The organism is Kinneretia sp. DJ1R-11, assembly GCF_025717595.1.
In the GTDB taxonomy this organism is placed as follows: domain Bacteria; phylum Pseudomonadota; class Gammaproteobacteria; order Burkholderiales; family Burkholderiaceae_C; genus Paucibacter_A.
The window spans coordinates 59,546-76,172 of record NZ_JAJIRR010000010.1 but is presented as its reverse complement, the minus strand read 5'-3'; the positions used below and the strand labels follow the sequence as shown (position 1 = coordinate 76,172).

The following is a 16,627-nucleotide window of genomic DNA, read 5'->3' as shown; positions in this document are numbered from 1 at the left end:
GCGTGCCGAGGCGCTCAACCCGGCTGATTTCGGGCCGAGGGGTCGTCGCCGTTGCCGTTGCTCTCGCCTTCCGGCGCCACCACCCCCATGGAGATGATGTGCTTGAGCGCCGCATCGACGCTCATCTTCAGTGGTCGCACGCTGGCGCGCGGCATCATCAGGAAAAAGCCCGATGTCGGGTTGGGTGTGGTCGGCACATAGAGGCTGACATGCTCCTCGCCCAGGGCCTCGGCCACCTCGCCGCCCGGCTTGCCGGTGACGAATGCGATGGTCCAGCTGCCCTGATGCGGGTATTGCACCAGCACGGCTTCGCGGAAGGCGTTGCCGCTGCTGGAGAACAAGGTGTCGGAGACCTGCTTGACCGAGCTGTAGATGCTCTTGACGATGGGGATGTTGGACAGCAGGCGGTCCCACTGGCGCAACCACCACTGGCCGAAGATATTGGCCACAAACACACCGGTCAGCAGCATGCCGCCGACCAGGATCACCAGGCCCAGACCCGGCACATGGCGCAGGCCGTCGATGCTGTCGTGCAAAGAGGCCGGTGCCACCGCCAGCAAGGCCGCCAGCATGGAGGCAAACACGCTGTTGATCAGCCCCAGCACCCACAGCAGCACCCAGATGGTGATGGCCAAAGGCAGCCAGACCAGCAGGCCGGTGACGATGTACTTTTTCACGGAGGTCCTATTCGGGGGCGCGGGGGGCGTGGGCTGTGGCTTGCGCTGAGACGACGGCTTCAAGCGCAGCTCAGTGACAGGCGCAGGAACCGCCGCAGGCGGCCGGAGCCGAAGCACTGCTGCTGCCGCTCTCGCCGGAACTGCTGCCACCGCCGCTTTCGCTGGCGGAGTTGGCAGACGGAGCGCCCGCAACCACACCGCCGGTCGCACCGGTGGCTGCAGCAACGCTGCCGCCACCCTTGAAATCGGTGGCGTACCAGCCCGAGCCCTTGAGCTGGAAGCCCGCGGCCGTGACTTGTTTCTGGAAGGCCTCGGCACCGCAATGCGGGCAGGTGCTCAGCGGAGCATCAGACATCTTTTGCAGCACGTCTTTGGCGTGACCGCATTCGGCGCAGCGGTAAGCGTAGATCGGCATGGTCTAAACCGTTGATTCAAAACCGCAAATTATAGTGGCCCGAGGTGTCGCCGGCCTCAGGCGCCTTGACCCGACTCCAGACCCGCGTGTTTGTGGTGTGATGCGTGCACGTTTTTGATCGTCTGCGGGCCCAATGAGCCAATCAGCATGCCCAGCACCGCCGCGAGCACGCCTGCCAGCTGCGCCGGCACCTGCTCGCCCGCCGGCGTGGCTTCAAACAGCAACCAGCTCAGCACGCCCAGGACGATGGCGAAGATGGCGCCCTGCGTCGTCGCACGCTTCCAGTACAGGCCGAACACCAGGGGCACAAAAGCGCCCACCAGGGTGACCTTGTAGGCCGCCGTCACCAGCTCGAAGATCGGCGTGCCCTGCAGCATGATGGCGTAGATGCAGACGCAGACGCTGAAGATCAGAGTGGCGATCCGCATGGTGCGCAGCTCCTGCTTGTCAGAAACGCGCGGGAAAAACTGGCGCCAGATGTTCTCGACAAAGGTCACTGAAGGCGCCAGCAGCGTGGCCGAGGCGGTGGACTTGAGGGCGGAGAGCAGCGCGCCGAAAAACACCACTTGCATCACGAAGGGCATCTTGTCCATGACCAGGGTCGGGATGACTTTTTGCGAGTCTTCCTTGATCAGCAGCCCGGCCTGCTCCGGCATGATGATCAACGCGCTGACCACGATGAACATGGGCACAAAGGCGAACACGATGTAGCTGGCGCCGCCGATGATGGAGCCGCGCACGGCGGACTTTTCGTCCTTGGCCGACATCACGCGCTGGAACACGTCCTGCTGCGGAATCGAGCCCAACATCATGGTGATGGCGCTGCCGATGAAGAACAGCCAGTCGTGCAGGCTGGGCGGGGGCAGGAAACGGAACAGGTCCTTGCTGACCGCCAGATCCACCACCTTGCCGGCGCCGCCGGCCATGTCGGCTGCGAACCATGCGATCAGGCTCAGACCCAGCACCAGGATGATCATCTGGATGAAATCGGTCACCGCCACCGACCACATGCCACCAAACAAGGTGTAGGCCAGGATGGACGCGGTACCCAGGGCCATGCCCATGGCCACACTGATCGCACCGCCCGACAGCAAATTGAACACCAGGCCGAGCGCTGTGACCTGGGCGGCAACCCAGCCCAGGTAGGACAGGATGATGATGAAGGAACACACGACCTCGACCACGCGGCCGTAGCGCTCGCGGTAGTAGTCGCTGATGGTCAGCAAGGTCATTTTGTAGAGCTTGCTGGCGAAGAACACCCCGACCAAAATCAGGCAGGAGCCGGCGCCGAAGGGGTCTTCCACCACGCCGTTGAGACCGCCCTCCACGAATTTGGCCGGAATGCCGAGCACCGTCTCGGCGCCGAACCAGGTGGCAAACGTGGTCGTGATGACCATGGCCAGGGGAAGGTGGCGGCCGGCAATGGCGAAGTCCGCGGTGTTCTTGACCCGTCTGGCAGCCCACAGACCAATGGCGATGGTGACCAAGAGATAAGCAAAGACCAGAGTCAAGAGCATGGTGGCGGGTGGCTAGGGGTGGACAAAACGGGCCGGATTATCTCTGCAATGCCGGTCCTGCCAACAGGCCGGGTTTTCACCGCCGCAGCCCAAGGCTCCGCCACTGCAGAAGGGCGGCTCCGCCTTGCTTGCCATTGAACACGGGGCGTGACACTCGGTCATCAGGGCTGCAGCCGCATGCTGTACCTTTCGGGCCATGAAATCTGCCTATCGAAGCCACTACGGCCATGCCGAAGTCTTGTCGCTGCGCGAGCTCGAACGACCCAGCCCCAAGGCCGATGAGCTGCTGATTCGTGTGCGCGCCGCGACGGTCAGCCGGACCGATGGCGCCATTCTTCAGGGCCGGCCCTGGTTGATGCGCTGCTTCTGCGGCCTCCTCCGACCGCGCTCAACGACGCCGGGCTGCGACTTTGCCGGCGAGGTGATGGCGGTGGGCGAACGCGTCACGCGCTTCAAGGTGGGCGAACGCCTGTTTGGCTTTGACGACCTAGGGCTGGGCTCGCACAGCCAATACCTGTGCCTTGCCGAAAGCAAGGCGCTGGCCCGGATACCCGAGGGCGTGAGCTTCGAGCATGCCGCAGCCAGCGCCGAAGGTGCGCACTACGCCATCAACTTTCTCAACAAGGTCGGGCTGGAGTCTGGGCAGACCGTGCTCTTGAACGGAGCCACCGGGGCCATTGGCTCGGCGCTCTTGCAACTCCTCAAACAGCGCGGCGCCCGGGTGACGGCCACCTGCCCGGGCGCGCAGGCTGAATGGGCGCTGGGCAGCGGGGCCGAGCGTGTGATCGACTTTCAGAAACAAGACTTCACCCACGATCCGACCCGCTATGACTTCGTGTTTGATGCAGTGGGCAAAAGCAGCTTCGGGCGCTGCCGCCCCCTGCTCAAGCCAGGCGCTGTATACATCTCCTCGGAGCTAGGGCCCTACGCCCAGAACCTAGGCCTGGCCTTGTGCACGCCTTGGTTGGGCGGCCGCAAGGTGGTGTTTCCCGTGCCCTTGCGCACGCAAGCCAGCCTTGACTTGATGCAGGGACTCTTGGCACAGGGCGCTTTCAAACCGCTGATCGATCGCCGCTTTCCGCTCGCCGAGATCCAGGCGGCTTACCGACTGACCTTGAGCGGGGCCAAGATCGGCAATGTGCTGGTGACCATGGACTGAAGGCGGCGGCACTTCAAGGCTGAGCGGACAAAGAAGAGTCAAGAATCCCGGTCGGCCTGTGCAGGGGCCGCCTGCGGCGCCACACGCGGCAGCAGCAGCTCGAACACGGCGCCCTGCCCCGGCTCGCTGCGGACCGAAATCTCGCCGCCCAGCATGGAGCGCACGAGCGTGTAGCAAAGGTGCAAGCCCAAGCCGCTGCCGCCACTGCCCAGCTTGGTGGTGAAGAAGGGATCGAAGACCCGCGACAGATGCTCGGCCGCGATGCCGCGACCGTCATCGCTGAAGCGCAGGCGCACGCGCTCGGCACCGGCTGCCTCGGCCTCGATGCGCATCTGGCCGTTCTGGCGCCCCTCGAAGCCATGGATGATGGCGTTCAGCACCAGATTGCTGAGCACTTGGCCTAGCGGCCCCGGATAGCTGTCCAGGCTCAGGCCAGGCTCAAGCTCAATCTGCAAATGATGGCCATCTTTGCGCAAACGGTTGATCAGGCTCAGCTGTACCTCTTCGCAGAGCTGGGCCAGGTCAAACTCGCGGCGGCGTTCCGAAGTCTGGTCGACTGCCAACTGTTTGAAGCTCGATACCAGACCGGCGGCGCTGGCCAGGCCACGTACCAACAGGCCGGCACTGGCCTCGGCGGTGTCGCAGAAGGCCTGCAGCTCGGAGCGACGCAGTTGCCCCTCGGCCAGCAAGCGCTTGAACTCGCGTGTGCCGTCCTGCAAAGTGCTGGCCGCCAAGAGGCTGTTGCCCAACGGCGTGTTCAGCTCATGGGCCACACCGGCCACAAGCGAACCCAGCGATGCCAGCTTCTCCTGCTCGAAAAGCTGGTTCTGGGTGCGCTTGAGCTGCGTGTAGGCGTCGGCGTTGTCGAGCGCCACGGCGGCAAAAGCAGCCAGTGCCTGGAGCAAATCCAGGTCGGTCTGGCGGTAGGCATCGGCGTGCTCGCTGAGCACGCTGATGACACCGATCACCTGACCTTTGACGCGCAGCGGCACATACAGACCCGACGCCGCCAGCGTGGGCTCGGCACCACTCTGCAGCTCCAGAGAAGCGTCGCTGAGTCCGTCGCACGCTCGCACGGCACTGTCATGCAAGCGGTTGTCGTGGCCGAACTGGCGCAACCACTGCGCTTCGCCGCTGAGCACGCAGCGGGCGGCCGGCTGCTCGGCGGCGCCGAGGCTGCGCCGGTAGGGTTTCAAGGCATGACCATGGTCGATCACAAAGTCGAACGCAATCGTCTGTTCCTCGGCACGCAAGAAGCCGACGCCGAACACCGTCGCCGGCATCAGCGACTCGACATGGCGGTAAAGAGCATGTTGAATGGCGGCCAGATCCAGTGAGGCCGTCAGCTCGCGACCGATCTCGCTGACCGTGGCAATTTGCTGGCGCTGAGCTCGCACTTGAGCGGTGCGCAGCTCGACCTGACTCTCCAGCTGCAACTGCACGCGGCGCAAGCGATGCAGGCGCAGTTGCCAAGCAGCGACCAGTCCGAGCAGGCAGGCAGACAGGGCCAGCGTGCGGAACCACCAACTGTTCCACCAGGGCGGCTGCACCGATATGGCCAGCAATTGGCGCGCATCAGCCCAGACGCCGTCCGGGTTGGCGGCCCGCACCCACAAGCGGTATTGGCCGGGATCCAGATTGGTGTAGGTGGCCAAACCTTCGCCAGGCGCGCCGAATATCCAGTCGCGGTCAAAACCCTCAAGCTTCCAGGCGTATTGCAGGCGACTGGCACTGTAGAAATGCTGGGCACGCAGCTCAAAGCTCACCATGGCTTCACGATGGGTCAAGCGCAGCTGTTCGGCCAAGGGCAGCGGCCCTGTCACACCGAGTGCCGCCAAACTGCTGGCCGCGTCATGAGCCACATGAACGGCCTGAGCTGGATCCAGCAGCGAGCGATTGAAGATGCGGATATCGGCCAGCACCACCGGCGGCGCCACCGGGTTGTCACGCAGCTCGGACGGATTGAAGCTCAGCAGGCCATCACCGCCATAGAGCAGGTGGCCGGCCGCGCCTCGAGCACTGCCGCCCTGAGCAAAGTTGCCGCGGAACTGCCCGGATCGTGCCGGATATTGGCGCAGGTCCTGGCGGGTCGGATCGATGCGACTCAAGCCCTCGGGGCTGGCGAACCACAGCGCGTCGTCCTCGGCCAGCTCCAGGCTGTGCACCCAGCCCTTGGGCATGCCGGCCAAGCCACGCCAGGACTTGAGTTGCCAGGCGCCGGGCTGATCCTGCCGCAACTCATACAGACCCAGCTGCGTGCCTGCCCAAATGCGCCCCTGCCCGTCCTGGCGCAAGGCGTAAATGGCCAGTTCAGCGGGCTGAGGCATGTCGACACTGGGCTGCACCGGCTGGCTGAAACTCTGGCTGCGAGGATCCCAGAGCTGCAAGCCTCCTTTGCTGCCCAGCCAGACTCGACCATCACGCGCGGGCAGCACGCAGTCGATCACCTCGTTGCTGAGACTGCCCGCCTGCCCGGCCTGACGGCGGTAGCGGTTGAGCTGTCCATCGGGCGCGATGCGGTAGGCCCCGGCAGCGCTGCCGGCCCAGAGCTGGCCTTGATCGTCCAGGGCCAGGGAGCTGATGGACATGCCGCCACCAAGGCGCTCGCCGAGCGCAAAACGTTGCGCCCGCCGGCTTTTGAAATCCAGCACAAACAGGCCGTCGTCGCCGCCCACCCACAGACCCCGGCCAGGCTGCAGCAACAGGGCCTTGAGGTAGCGCATAGGCAGCTGGTCCGGGCCGATGCGCTCGGCCTCGCCACTGGGCAGATGCAGGCGATTGAGCCCGCCGCCGTAGCTGGCCACCCAGGCATGGTCAGGCCCGTCAGCCGCCACCGCCATCACGCTGTCGCTGGACAGGCTGCTGGCATCGCCAAGCACCGAGCGGTAGCTGCGAAAACCACCACCGCGCAGATCAGCCAGGGACACTCCCCAACTCCAGGTGCCGACCCAGAGCACGCCACTCCGGTCCTGGAACAGGGACGAGATTGAATTGCTGCGGACACTTTCGGGCAAGGCCGGGTGGTGGACATGGGACTCGAACTGCGTGCGGCCCGGCCGCCAATGCCAAAGCCCGGCACCACCAGTACCGACCCAGATGCCATCGTCCTGGTCGCGGAACAGGCTGTGCACCAGGATGGGCGGCAGGCCCCAGTGGGCCGGCAGCTCAAGATGCGCGCCGTTGCGGGTGTCCAGCATCTGCACGCCCGAGTTGGTGCCGATCCAGGCCCGCTGCTCGGCGTCGATCACGAGGCTGCGCACGCCCGGCTCGGCCTTGCCAAAGCCGGCCAAGGGCCAGCGCTGCAGCAGCTGACCCTCGGCATCGAGATGCAGCAGATCTCGCCCGGCGACCAGCCAGACACCATCTCGGCCATCGCTGAGCAAGCCCATCAGAACAGGACGACGGCCCGGGACCAGAGACTCCAGGGCCGGCAGAGCCACCGGCTTGAACTCGCGCCGGACAGGGTCGAACATCAGGAGGTCCACGCCGGTCTGAACCCAAACCCGCTCGCGGGACGCTGGCTGCAGGCCCAGAACATGGCGTTCACGCATATGACGCTCACCCGGCAGACCATGGCGGCGCAGGGTTTCGCTGCGCAAATCCATCTCATCCAGGCCACGCTCGGTGCCCACCATCAGTCGCTCGCCCGGCAGCAGCAAGAGGCTGCGCACACTCGGATGGCTCAGGGTGGCGGGATCGGCCGGCTCCGACGCAAACAAGCGTCCGCCGCGCCCATCAAAGCGGTAAAGGCCGGCACTGCTGCCCAGCCACATCAGGCCACGCGAATCTTGCTGGGCCGCCGAGATCACGGCCTGCAGCCCGGAGCGTTCGCCGCCCAGCAGCTCGAAACGCAGGCTTTGCAGGCCATTGCCGGCCAGCGCCGCGGCAGGCAGCCAGCAGGCCGCAAAGATCAAGCGCAGCAGACAGCATCGGAGCGTCAGACTCAGGGCCATGGGCATGGGCATGGGCCGCAGCCTAACTGAATCAGGCCCCCTCTCCTACCGGTCTGTCCCTAGGGCCTTCGCTTTCAGAACAAATGCCAGCGCAGAAACAGCTGGGTGGCCAGCAGGCCCAGAGTGAAACCGACGGCACCATACAGCAGGGCTTGCAGGAGGCGGTTGGTGCGGCGCTGCTCGCGCAGCAAGGCTTCGAGCGCACGCGAATCGGGCGCTGTGGCCTGGCGCTTGAGCGCGTCATGGAGCAGGCGCGGCAATTCGGGGAAAAGCTGGGCGTAGCGCGGCGCCTCCTTCTTGACCTGGTTGATCAGGGCGCGCCAGCCGACCTGCTCGTTCATCCAACGCTCCAGGAAGGGCTTGGCCGTGGCCCAGAGATCGAGCTCTGGGTCGAGCTGGCGACCCAGTCCCTCGACATTGAGCAAGGTCTTCTGCAGAAGCACCAGCTGAGGCTGGATCTCGACATTGAAGCGACGTGAAGTCTGGAACAGGCGCATCAGAACCTGCCCCAGAGAGATGTCCTTGAGCGGCCGGTCGAAATGCGGTTCGCAAACAGCGCGCACCGCGCCTTCGAGCTCATCCACACGGGTGTCGGCCGGCACCCAGCCGGAGGCGATGTGCAGCTCGGCCACGCGCTTGTAATCACGTTGGAAAAAGGCAATGAAGTTCTGCGCCAGGTACTCTTTATCGACCTCGGTCAGAGTGCCGATGATGCCGAAGTCAAGCGCCACATAACGGCCGAACGTGGCAGGCTCCAGACTGACCTGGATATTGCCCGGGTGCATATCGGCGTGGAAGAAACCATCGCGGAAGACCTGGGTGAAAAAGATGGTGACGCCGTCGCGTGCCAGCTTGGGGATGTCGATGCCGGCCGCCTTGAGTCGATCGAGCTGCGAGATCGGCACGCCCTTCATGCGCTCCATCACGATGACCTCAGTGCTGCACATATCCCAGTGCATCTCCGGCACCATGATCAAGTCCAGGCCGACCATATTGCGACGCAGCTGTGCGGCATTGGCAGCCTCGCGCACCAGGTCCAGCTCGTCATGCAGATAGGTGTCGAACTCGGCCACCACCTCGCGTGGCTTGAGCCGTCGGCCGTCGGCCGAGAGGCGTTCGATCCAGCCTGCCAGGGTGCGCAGCAGGGCCATATCGTCGTCGATGGTATCGAGCATGCCCGGCCGCAGCACCTTGACCGCGACCTCACGGCCATCCTTCAAGGTGGCGAAATGGACTTGGGCGATCGACGCACTGGCCACAGGCTCGGCATCGAAGCTGCCGAACAGTTGTTCCACCGATTTGCCGAAGGCCTTCTCGACCAGTGCGCGCGATTCGGCGGCCGGAAATGGCGGCACATCATCCTGCAGCTTGGACAGCTCCAGCACGATGTCCTCGGGCACCAGATCACGTCGGGTGGAAAGAACCTGGCCAAACTTGACGAAGATCGGCCCCAGATGCTCCAGTGCGAGACGCAGACGCACGCCGCGCGGTTGCTGCCAGCTACGGCCCAAGGAGATGGTGCGACGCAGCAACTGAAAACGTCGGCGACGCAGGCCCGACAGGGCCAGGTCATCCAGGCCGAAGCGAAGAATCGTCCAGACGATGACGAACAGCCGGGCGAAGTACCTCATGCGCCGCCGCGACCCGCCGCAGCCATCGCGCCACGCGCACCGGCAGCCAAGCCGCCCAAGGCCGTGGCAATGGCACGGCCCCAGCGCGCGAGCTGGTGGGCCGCCACTGGCCCGAGCAAAGCCGCCAGATCATCCTCGATATCCCAGCGCAGGTTCTCGATCAACCAGTTCATGGCGCCGGCAAAGGCAGCATCACCCTGCACCGAGACCTGGGGCTTCTGCCCCGTGAAGGAGGCCAGGGCCAGCAGCGCGGGGTTGCTGGCGTCGATGTCGATGCGCAGTGCGCCCCCGGGCGCTTGCTCCAGACGCTCGAACAAGCCCGCCGGTGTGACGCCCAAAGCCAGATCTGGAGCCTGGGGTAGGAGGGTCGGCCAGTTCTGCAAGTGCAGGAGCACGGATTGCCCCGCAAATGGCTGCAAGCGCGCCATCGCCAGCGCTTCGCGGCTGATGACATGATTGAGCAACAAGATCATGCGATCCTGTGCGGCCGGTGCAAACATGGAGGTCCATTCTTGAAGCATGGCGCGGATTGTAGGGAGTGTGGCCGTGGCCCTGGTTTCTAGGGGGAAGCGGGGAGAAGACGCCCCATAGAACTGAGAGAGAATGCGCCAGATTTTTTCCTCTCAGAGAGGGGCGCTCGGGCATGTCGAGAGTCAGCAAGACCCAAGAAACAAAAACAATGCCGCCCGGCACCAAGGAGTTCAGGAACGATGTTCGAGGATAGAAGTTACAAAAGAACGTTTTACAGCGCGCCCCAGTCCATCGAGTCCTTCATCGCCGCTTTTCTGGAGCCCGGCCTGGTGGTGTTGTGCTACCTGGCAGTGAACTTCCACTTCGGCGAACCGGTGGTGCGTTCAGACCTGACCCTGTGCCTGCTGGTCTTTGCCCTGACCTTTCCCGGACGCAACCGCTTCGCCGACACCACCATCAGCGCCGCCATTGACGTGATCGGCTCCTGGCTGGCCCTGCTCTTCATCCTCGGCCTGTGCGGCTATGCGACCAATAGCATGGGCTATTTCGAAGACGCCGTGCTGCTGTGGTGGGTGGTCCTGACCCCGCTGCTGCAGATCCTAGCCATCAAGTGCGGCGAGCTTATGCGCCGCCGGCGGGTGCGCGCCAGCAGGCGTGGGGCGGTCATCGTCGGCGCCGGCCCTCTGGGCGCCAAAGTGGCCCGCGCCCTGCGCGTAGGTCCCGACAAGGGCATCGATTTCCTCGGTTTCTTCGACGACCGCCATGACGAGCGCCTTCACCCCGAGGCCAATACTCAAATGCTGGGCATGCTCAGCGAACTCAGCGACTATGTGCGCCAGCACGGCGTACGCGAGGTCTATATCACCCTGCCCCTGGGCTCGCAGCCGCGCATCGTGCAGTTGCTGGAACAGATCCAGGGCACGACGGCCAGCCTGTTCTTCGTACCCGATGTTTTCGGTATCAGCATCATTCAGGGGCGCTTGCAGGACATGAACGGCGTGCCCGTTGTGGGCATTTGCGAAACCCCCTTCACTGGCACCAATGAACTGATCAAACGTGTCAGCGACATCGTGCTGGCCTGCCTGATTCTGGTGCTGATCTCGCCCATCCTGCTTGCCGTGGCCCTGGGTGTGAAGCTGAGCTCGCCCGGCCCGGTCATCTTCAAGCAGCGCCGCAATGGCCTCGACGGGGAAGAGATCCTGGTCTACAAGTTCCGCTCCATGCGTGTCATGGACAACGGCGCGGTGGTCAAACAGGCCACCAAGGACGACCCGCGCGTCACCAAATTCGGCGCCTTCATTCGTCGCACCTCGCTCGACGAGCTGCCGCAATTCGTCAATGTCCTGCAGGGGCAGATGAGCATCGTCGGTCCACGTCCCCATGCTGTGGCCCACAACGAGGAGTATCGGCAGCTGATCAAGGCCTATATGGTCCGCCACAAGGTCAAACCCGGCATCACCGGCTGGGCCCAGGTCAACGGTCTGCGTGGCGAAACCGACACGATCGACAAGATGAAAGCACGGGTCGAATACGATCTGGAGTACTTGCGCAATTGGTCGCTGGCCCTGGACCTGCAGATCATTCTGCGCACCGCCCGCCTGATGCTCTTCGACCGCCACGCCTTTTGAGGCGCCTGGACGCTACGCAGAAACACCGCCGCACCGGCGCCTGCCCTCAATTCGAGACAGCGCCGGTGGCGACCACCCAAGGATTCTTTCTCATGCTTCCGCTCAGGCCACGTGCTCCCGCCCCCTTCGCCCTGATCGCCCTGTTCAGTTCCGCCATGATTGCCGGCACTTGCAGCACGGCGGCACGCGCTGATGCGAACCCTTACTACATCGGCGCCGCGCTGAACCTCAGCCGAGTCTCCAATATCTACCGGCAGAACAGCAATGCCAACAACGACACGGTGAGCACCGCCAGCCTGCTGGCCGGACTGGACCAGAGCTTCGGCCGCCAACGCCTGTTCGCGGATGCCTCCCTGCAAGCCAACCGCTACCAAAGCAACAGCGGCCTGAACAATCGCGGCTACACCTTGAAAGCCGGACTGGACTGGTCTACGGTGGAGCGCCTGTCCGGCAGCCTCAGCGTCAACAACAGCCGCTCTCTGGCCAACTACAACATCGGTAGCGGCGTCCAGCCCATCTTCAAGAAAAACATCGAAGACAACAAGCAACTGGACTTCATCACTCGCCTGGGCTTGGCCACCAAGATTTCGATGGAAGCACAGGGTGGCCTGCGCAGCCGACGCTTCACCGCGCAGGAGTACGCGCGCCTGGAGTTCGACCAAAAGCGAGTCGCCCTGGGTTTGTACTACCGCCCCAGCAGTGACCTATCGGTCGGATTGGCCGGTCGACTGACGCGCGATGAATACCCGCGCTACACCCTCGTCAACCCCATCACGGGCAACTACACCGCCAGCATTTTCGAGCGCAAGGACCTGGACCTGACCAGCCGGGTCGTCCTGAGCGGCGCCAGCACGGTGGAGGGGCGTCTCAGCAACGGACGATCCAAACTCAAATCGGGTCAAGGCCGCGACTTCTCCGGCATAACCGGTCAAGTGAGCTGGCTTTGGAAGCCCACGGCGCGCTGGAACTTGAGCAGTTCCTTCAGCCGCGACACCGGCCTGGAAACTTCCTTCTTCAATTTCGCAGGCACCAGCCTGAGTTCGGACCAGAACCGCATCATCACCGGCGCGCAGTTCTCGGCCAATTACGAACTCAGCGCCAAGCTCGCGCTGAGCGCCGGCTTCAGCAGCAGCAAGACCGACCGCCGTGACGAATTCCTCAACCAGCAGAGCAGCAGCCACGACCGCGACAAGAGCTTCAATCTGGGCGCTCGCTGGGCCTACTCGCGCGGCATTCAGCTGGGCTGCCAGTACAGCAAGAGTACGCGCGACAGCAGCATTGCCGTTTATGTTTTCGAGGCTGACAGCTACGGCTGCTACGGACAGATCATCTTGAATTGAGCGGTATACCCATGGCCGACACCATCCTTCTGACCGGCGCCGCCGGCTATATCGCCTCCCACACCTGGCTGGCCCTGCAAGCGGCCGGCTACCGGGTCGTTGGCGTGGACAACTTCTGCAACAGCTCGCCCGAGGTCTTGAGTCGACTGGCCACGCTCAGCGGCCAGCCCCCCGTGTTCGAGCGGGCCGATGTCTGCGACCCGGTAGCCATGGCCGCGGTATTCGCTCGCCACCGTCCCCAGGCGGTGGTCCACTTTGCCGCCTTCAAGGCGGTGGGTGAGTCGACCCAGCAGCCCCTGGCCTATTACCGCAACAACCTGGGCGGCCTGGTCAACACCTGCGAGCAGATGCGAGCACATGGCTGCTCGCGCCTCGTGTTCAGCAGCAGCGCTACGGTTTACGGCGTGCCCGAGCGCTTACCCCTGCGCGAGGATGCAGCGGTTTCGGCGGTCAACCCCTATGGCGCGACCAAGCTGATGGGTGAAACGATCCTGCGCGACCTGGGCGCAGCCGACGCAAGCTGGCAGACCGCCTGCCTGCGCTATTTCAACCCGGTCGGCGCCCACGAGAGCGGACTGATTGGCGAGGACCCACGAGGCACACCGAACAATCTGATGCCTTATGTGGCCCAGGTCGCGATCGGCCGCCGGCCACGCCTGCAGGTGTTCGGCGACGACTACGACACGCCGGACGGCACCGGAGTGCGAGACTATATTCATGTCCTGGACTTGGCCGAGGGCCATGTCGCCGCTCTGCGCTTCCTGTTGGCCGGCCGTGAGTCCATCACCGTCAACCTCGGCACCGGTCAGGGCTATAGCGTGTTGGACCTCGTCAAGGCCTACGAAACAGCCAGCGGCCGTCCGGTACCCTATGACATCGTGCCGCGCCGCGCCGGCGATGTCGCCGCCTGCTATGCCGATCCGGCGCTGGCGCGTGATCGCCTGGGCTGGCAGGCTCGCCATGACCTGGCCCGCATGTGCGAGGACAGCTGGCGTTGGCAGCACCTGAACCCCCATGGCTTCCAGCCATCCTGAGAACTGCATTGACTATGACACGCATACCCGTTCAACCCGTCATCATGGCCGGTGGCAGTGGCACCCGGCTCTGGCCGCTGTCGCGCGCCGGTTACCCCAAGCAATTCCTGGTGCTGGCCGGCAATACCAGCTTGTTTCAGCAAGCGGCGGCCCGTTTGGGCGCGCTGGCCGCGGCCGACCTGGAGATGCAAGCCCCCCTGATCGTCGGCAATGAAGAGCACCGCTTCCTGATCCTGGACCAACTGCGGGAAACCGAGCAAGAACCCGGAGCCGTGCTGCTCGAGCCCATGGGCCGCAACACTGCACCGGCCCTGACACTGGCGGCCCTGCAGGCCTTGCAGAATGGTAAGGATCCGGTGCTGGTGGTGACTCCGGCCGACCAGACCGTGACCGAGGCACAGGCCTTCACCCGCTCCCTGCAGGACGCCGTTCGCCAGGCAGCCGATGGCGCCATCGTCATCCTTGGCATCACCCCCGACCGCGCTGAAACTGGCTACGGCTACATCCGGGCCGAGGCCGATGCCACCGGCTTGGCGGTGGCCCAGTTTGTGGAGAAACCCGATGCGGCCACCGCCGAGCGCTATCTGGCCGACGGGAATTTCTACTGGAACAGCGGCATGTTCGTCTTGCGCGCCAGTGTCTGGCTGCAAGCCTTGGGTCGTTTCCGGCCCGATATCGCCGCGGCCACGCAGACCGCCTGGGAGGCGCGCAAGAGCGACGCCAAGTTCGTTCGCCCCGGCAAGTCCGAGTTTGCCGCCGTGCCCAGCGAGTCGGTGGACTATGCGGTGATGGAGCGCTGCCCCGGCAGCGACATCCCTTTGCGCATGCTGGCCCTGGACGCCGGCTGGAACGACCTCGGCGCTTGGGAGGCGGTCTGGCAGGTGGCCGACAAGGACGCCCAAGGCAATGCCTGGCAGGGTGACGCCATCATCAGCGACAGCCACAACACCCTGGTCCACGCCACCAGCCGCTTGGTCAGCGTGGTTGGCTTGAGCGATATCGTGGTGGTGGAAACGCCGGACGCGGTTCTGGTCAGCGACCGTGCGCGCAGCCAGGAAGTGAAGAAAATCGTGGCCCGCCTGGACGCCGAGAAACGCGGCGAACAGACCCTGCACCGCAAGGTGCACCGCCCCTGGGGCTGGTACGACAGCATCGATTCCGGCGAGCGCTTCCAGGTCAAACGCATCATGGTCAAGCCCGGCGCTTCGCTGAGCCTGCAGATGCACCACCATCGCGCCGAACACTGGATCGTGGTCTCCGGCACGGCGGAAATCACCAATGGCGACAAGGTCTTGCTGCTCAGCGAGAACCAGAGCACCTACATCCCGCTGGGTCAGACGCACCGCCTGGCCAACCCCGGCCGGGTGCCGCTGGAAATCATTGAGGTACAGTCCGGCGCCTATTTGGGCGAGGATGACATCGTCCGCTTTGAAGACACCTACGGCCGTCAGTGACTGACCGTCCGCTGCAATTGCAATATTTCATCCATTTTTCCAAGCAATCATCATGAGCATCATTGCCGTCGTCGGGTTGGGCTATGTGGGCTTGCCCCTGGTCGTGGAATTCGGCAAGCACAGCCGCACCATCGGTTTCGACATTGCCAAAGACAAGGTCGCCAAATGTCAGGCCGGCACCGACCCCTCGCGTGAGTTGGAGGACGCCGACATGGCCCTCGCCATACACGCCGAGTACAGCCACGACCCGGCCTGTCTGGCCGAAGCCGATGTCATCATCGTCGCCGTGCCCACACCCGTGGACGAGGCCCACATCCCTGACTTCAAGCCCCTGATCGGCTCCAGCACCAGCGTCGGCCGCCACATGAAGAAAGGCGCCATCGTCGTGTACGAGAGCACGGTCTACCCGGGCGCCACCGAAGAAGTCTGCATCCCTGTGCTGGAGCGCGAGTCGGGTTTGAAGTGGAAGCAGGACTTCTTTGTCGGCTACAGCCCCGAGCGCATCAACCCAGGTGACAAAGAGCACACGCTGACCAAGATTCTGAAGATCGTCTCCGGCGACACCCCCGCCACCCTGGACACCGTGGCCAAGGTCTATGAGCGCATCATCAAGCCGGGCGTGCACCGCGCCGCCAGCATCAAGGTGGCCGAGGCGGCCAAAGTAATCGAGAACACCCAGCGCGACCTGAACATCGCACTGATGAACGAGTTGTCCATCATCTTCGACAAGATCGGCATCGACACCTCCGAGGTGCTGGAAGCCGCGGGCACCAAGTGGAACTTCCTGAAGTTCAAGCCGGGCCTGGTCGGTGGCCACTGCATCGGCGTCGACCCCTACTATCTGACCCACAAGGCCGATATGCTGGGCTACCACCCGCAGGTCATCCTGGCCGGCCGCCGCATCAATGACGGCATGGGCAAGTTCATTGCTGAGCAGACCATCAAGCAGATGATCGCCAGCGGCAGCGCCATCAAGGGCGCCCGCGTCAATGTGCTCGGTCTGACCTTCAAGGAAGACTGCGCCGACCTGCGCAACTCCAAGGTCATCGACATCATCCGCGAACTGCAAAGCTACGGCGTGGACGTGATCGTCACCGACCCAGATGCTGACGTCGAAGAGGCGGTGCATGAGTACGGCGTACGCCCGGTCAGCTGGGCCGAGTTGCCGCGTGCCGATGCCATCGTCGCAGCCGTGGCGCACAAAAGCTACAAGCAGCTGAGTGTGGCCGACCTGACGGCCAAGCTGATTCCAGGCGGCGCCTTCATCGACGTCAAGGCTTCGTTCGACCAAGCCTCGTTGGAAGCGGCTGGATTGCGCGTCTGGCGCCTGTGAAACTCTCACAGCAGA

At 64.1% G+C, this 16,627-nt stretch carries 12 protein-coding genes; 6 read left to right on the top strand and 6 right to left on the bottom strand.

The genetic code is table 11. The features are described 5' to 3' along the window. Positions 1–14: 14 nt before the first annotated feature. The 3 genes from LNV23_RS16705 to LNV23_RS16695 all read right to left on the bottom strand — a co-directional run bounded on the left by LNV23_RS16705 (position 15) and on the right by LNV23_RS16695 (position 2,609). The gene (locus tag LNV23_RS16705) at positions 15–677 is read right to left on the bottom strand and encodes a DUF502 domain-containing protein (protein ID WP_263564019.1); all 663 of its coding nucleotides are present in this window, start codon (positions 675–677) and stop codon (positions 15–17) included. Positions 678–747: 70 nt separating this feature from the next. Next, complete coding sequence (locus tag LNV23_RS16700) at positions 748–1,092, bottom strand: FmdB family zinc ribbon protein (protein ID WP_263564018.1); 345 nt, start codon at positions 1,090–1,092, stop codon at positions 748–750. Between the two features lie 56 nt (positions 1,093–1,148). Next, the gene (locus LNV23_RS16695) at positions 1,149–2,609 is read right to left on the bottom strand and encodes a high affinity choline transporter 1 (protein WP_263564017.1); all 1,461 of its coding nucleotides are present in this window, start codon (positions 2,607–2,609) and stop codon (positions 1,149–1,151) included. A gap of 196 nt (positions 2,610–2,805) precedes the next feature. Here LNV23_RS16695 and LNV23_RS16690 point away from each other — a divergent pair, with 196 nt between their 5' ends. Further along, positions 2,806–3,768 carry an NAD(P)-dependent alcohol dehydrogenase gene (locus LNV23_RS16690; RefSeq protein WP_263564016.1) on the top strand — a complete coding sequence of 321 codons (963 nt, stop codon included), beginning with the start codon at positions 2,806–2,808 and terminating at the stop codon, positions 3,766–3,768. Positions 3,769–3,806: 38 nt separating this feature from the next. Here LNV23_RS16690 and LNV23_RS16685 read toward each other — a convergent pair whose 3' ends face one another. The 3 genes from LNV23_RS16685 to LNV23_RS16675 all read right to left on the bottom strand — a co-directional run bounded on the left by LNV23_RS16685 (position 3,807) and on the right by LNV23_RS16675 (position 9,873). After that, the gene (locus LNV23_RS16685; protein WP_263564015.1) at positions 3,807–7,733 is read right to left on the bottom strand and encodes a sensor histidine kinase; all 3,927 of its coding nucleotides are present in this window, start codon (positions 7,731–7,733) and stop codon (positions 3,807–3,809) included. 62 nt (positions 7,734–7,795) lie between these two features. After that, positions 7,796–9,352 carry a ubiquinone biosynthesis regulatory protein kinase UbiB gene (gene ubiB, locus LNV23_RS16680; RefSeq protein WP_263564014.1) on the bottom strand — a complete coding sequence of 519 codons (1,557 nt, stop codon included), beginning with the start codon at positions 9,350–9,352 and terminating at the stop codon, positions 7,796–7,798. Continuing rightward, a complete protein-coding gene (locus LNV23_RS16675; RefSeq protein ID WP_263564013.1) occupies positions 9,349–9,873 on the bottom strand; it encodes a hypothetical protein in 525 nt (174 codons plus the stop codon). Before LNV23_RS16675 ends, ubiB begins: the two co-directional genes overlap by 4 nt. Before the next feature lie 189 nt (positions 9,874–10,062). On the opposite strand from LNV23_RS16675, the gene LNV23_RS16670 reads away from it, so the two are divergent. From LNV23_RS16670 to LNV23_RS16650, 5 genes are all read left to right on the top strand, one after another. Continuing rightward, a complete protein-coding gene (locus LNV23_RS16670) occupies positions 10,063–11,451 on the top strand; it encodes an undecaprenyl-phosphate glucose phosphotransferase (protein ID WP_263564012.1) in 1,389 nt (462 codons plus the stop codon). 92 nt (positions 11,452–11,543) lie between these two features. Next, positions 11,544–12,791 carry a porin family protein gene (locus LNV23_RS16665; protein ID WP_263564011.1) on the top strand — a complete coding sequence of 416 codons (1,248 nt, stop codon included), beginning with the start codon at positions 11,544–11,546 and terminating at the stop codon, positions 12,789–12,791. A gap of 11 nt (positions 12,792–12,802) precedes the next feature. After that, positions 12,803–13,825 (top strand): UDP-glucose 4-epimerase GalE, encoded by a 1,023-nt coding sequence (gene galE, locus LNV23_RS16660; RefSeq protein ID WP_263564010.1) that lies wholly within the window; start codon positions 12,803–12,805, stop codon positions 13,823–13,825. Positions 13,826–13,839: 14 nt separating this feature from the next. Then, a complete protein-coding gene (locus LNV23_RS16655) occupies positions 13,840–15,279 on the top strand; it encodes a mannose-1-phosphate guanylyltransferase/mannose-6-phosphate isomerase (protein WP_263564009.1) in 1,440 nt (479 codons plus the stop codon). Positions 15,280–15,331: 52 nt separating this feature from the next. Next, a complete protein-coding gene (locus LNV23_RS16650) occupies positions 15,332–16,612 on the top strand; it encodes a nucleotide sugar dehydrogenase (protein ID WP_263564008.1) in 1,281 nt (426 codons plus the stop codon). The last annotated feature ends 15 nt before the right edge of the window (positions 16,613–16,627 follow it).

What these genes read in the sequence shown, in the direction of transcription:
- LNV23_RS16670 (WP_263564012.1), top strand. Translation starts at nt 10,063, where the DNA reads ATGTTCGAGGATAGAAGTTACAAAAGAACGTTTTACAGCGCGCCCCAG.
- LNV23_RS16695 (WP_263564017.1), bottom strand. Translation starts at nt 2,609, where the DNA reads ATGCTCTTGACTCTGGTCTTTGCTTATCTCTTGGTCACCATCGCCATT.
- LNV23_RS16675 (WP_263564013.1), bottom strand. Translation starts at nt 9,873, where the DNA reads ATGCTTCAAGAATGGACCTCCATGTTTGCACCGGCCGCACAGGATCGC.
- LNV23_RS16655 (WP_263564009.1), top strand. Translation starts at nt 13,840, where the DNA reads ATGACACGCATACCCGTTCAACCCGTCATCATGGCCGGTGGCAGTGGC.
- LNV23_RS16690 (WP_263564016.1), top strand. Translation starts at nt 2,806, where the DNA reads ATGAAATCTGCCTATCGAAGCCACTACGGCCATGCCGAAGTCTTGTCG.
- ubiB (WP_263564014.1), bottom strand. Translation starts at nt 9,352, where the DNA reads ATGAGGTACTTCGCCCGGCTGTTCGTCATCGTCTGGACGATTCTTCGC.
- LNV23_RS16650 (WP_263564008.1), top strand. Translation starts at nt 15,332, where the DNA reads ATGAGCATCATTGCCGTCGTCGGGTTGGGCTATGTGGGCTTGCCCCTG.
- galE (WP_263564010.1), top strand. Translation starts at nt 12,803, where the DNA reads ATGGCCGACACCATCCTTCTGACCGGCGCCGCCGGCTATATCGCCTCC.
- LNV23_RS16685 (WP_263564015.1), bottom strand. Translation starts at nt 7,733, where the DNA reads ATGCCCATGCCCATGGCCCTGAGTCTGACGCTCCGATGCTGTCTGCTG.
- LNV23_RS16700 (WP_263564018.1), bottom strand. Translation starts at nt 1,092, where the DNA reads ATGCCGATCTACGCTTACCGCTGCGCCGAATGCGGTCACGCCAAAGAC.
- LNV23_RS16665 (WP_263564011.1), top strand. Translation starts at nt 11,544, where the DNA reads ATGCTTCCGCTCAGGCCACGTGCTCCCGCCCCCTTCGCCCTGATCGCC.